Origin of the sequence: Parashewanella curva (assembly GCF_003675895.1) — a bacterium.
Classification (GTDB): domain Bacteria; phylum Pseudomonadota; class Gammaproteobacteria; order Enterobacterales; family Shewanellaceae; genus Parashewanella; species Parashewanella curva.
The window spans coordinates 1-1,696 of record NZ_ML014931.1 but is presented as its reverse complement, the minus strand read 5'-3'; the positions used below and the strand labels follow the sequence as shown (position 1 = coordinate 1,696).

The following is a 1,696-nucleotide window of genomic DNA, read 5'->3' as shown; positions in this document are numbered from 1 at the left end:
AATCGGTAAACGTGATGTGAATTTCTTTGAAGTTCCATATACAGGATAATATAGACTGGGAACCGCCCAGTCTACACTATCCAGCACGGGGGCAAGCCCCCGAGATTTTCGCTCCGCTCGTTAAAATTTAACTGCAATATCAAAACTCATAAGACTGTAATGTGATGTATACCCTAAATGGACGTAAAGCTAGTAGCTGTAACAGTGTCCATTTAGGGTTTGTTTTATTATTTGTTGACACTCATTTCTAAAGGTCTAAGATCCTATCTTTACAATTATTCAGGATCTCTCTATGAAAGGCCAAAAAATTGGCTACCGTCGGGTTAGTAGCTTTGATCAGAATGAATCTCGTCAGTTAGAAAATTTGACACTCGACAAAATTTTTACCGATAAGGCATCCGGTAAAGATACTGAACGCCATCAGCTAAAAGAAATGCTCGCATTCGTTCGTGAAGGAGATACCGTATACGTGCACAGTATGGATCGGTTAGCACGAAATTTAGACGATCTGCGCAGGGTAGTAAAAGAGTTAATAAGCCGTGGTATCGATGTAACTTTTGTAAAAGAATGCTTAACATTCAATAATCAAGATTCTCCAATGTCTAATTTGCTACTTTCAGTCATGGGCGCCTTTGCTGAATTTGAAAGAGAACTAATAAAAGAAAGACAACGTGAAGGGATCGAGCTAGCCAAAAAACGTGGTGTATATAAAGGTAGAAAAAAAGCACTCTCAGAAGCACAAGCTTCAGAACTAAAAACCAGAATTGCAAATGGAGAAAATAAATCAGCTCTTGCTAAAGAATTCAATATTAGCCGGCAAACACTGTATAGCTATCTTCCAAAAACATAAGAAATCATCAATTATGTAACAATCACGATAAAAAATTGCTGCTGAGAATAGTTTGCGAAAGCTGTCGATTTGTTAAAATTAAATAGATACAGTGGGTTACAATTAGTTAGCCAGACGGTATAAAAATCAATTATTTCGCTCTGGCCCAGTAACAGCAAGGCTTACAGAAGGTCGCGGGAAAAAATGTACCTTTGGTCACAAGACCCCCAAATTCGGTTGAATAAGTTTTACGGTTCTTTTTTGTTGTTGTCATTGGTCACCTCGATTAGTGATTATACTCACTTAATCTGGTGTCCACTATTTCTGGGGCGCATCAGCCCTTCGAAACTTAACGCAAGAAAATACTCAGGTGGAACGCCTTCCAGTACTAATGCACTCATAGCTTTAAAGCCAAAACGTTCATAGTAGTTAGGCTCACCGAGTAAGAAACAGCCTTCAGCCCCTTTTTGTTTTATAACATCGGTCCCTTTTTTGATGAGTTTCGAACCGACTCCTGATTTTTGATATAAAGGACTCACTGCGACTGGAGCTAGCCCATACCAAGAGTATTCATTTCCATTGATTTTGACTGTTGAAAAAGCAATATGCCCTATAACTTCCCCTTGGTATATAGCAACAAGCGAAACATCTAAGGCAGAATCATCACGTAGCTGCGAAACGATGTAATGTTCTTTTTGATTGCTATATGGATGATTCTCAAAAGCAGCTGAAATTACTTTATTAATACTCAAGTTTCGGAGTTCATTTTTAGCTAAAATCATGGGAACTTTTCAGTTGAAATAGCCTCTTGGCGTAATGTAAAAGTATCCATTTGCATGACTTGATTAAAAAACTTGGTTACTTCTT

The 1,696-nt window shown here is 38.1% G+C and carries 2 protein-coding genes; one reads left to right on the top strand and one right to left on the bottom strand.

Annotated features, from left to right (window positions below; all coding sequences use genetic code 11):
* The first annotated feature begins 292 nt into the window (after positions 1-292).
* A complete protein-coding gene (locus D5018_RS21260; RefSeq protein WP_121840964.1) occupies positions 293-850 on the top strand; it encodes a recombinase family protein in 558 nt (185 codons plus the stop codon).
* Positions 851-1,128: 278 nt separating this feature from the next.
* Here the strand turns inward: D5018_RS21260 and D5018_RS21255 are convergent, their stop codons facing one another.
* Complete coding sequence (locus tag D5018_RS21255) at positions 1,129-1,611, bottom strand: GNAT family N-acetyltransferase (protein WP_121840963.1); 483 nt, start codon at positions 1,609-1,611, stop codon at positions 1,129-1,131.
* Between the last annotated feature and the right edge of the window lie 85 nt (positions 1,612-1,696).

Bases quoted from the DNA above. Each gene is read 5' to 3' on its own strand.
- D5018_RS21255 (WP_121840963.1), bottom strand. From the start codon at position 1,611: ATGATTTTAGCTAAAAATGAACTCCGAAACTTGAGTATTAATAAAGTA.
- D5018_RS21260 (WP_121840964.1), top strand. From the start codon at position 293: ATGAAAGGCCAAAAAATTGGCTACCGTCGGGTTAGTAGCTTTGATCAG.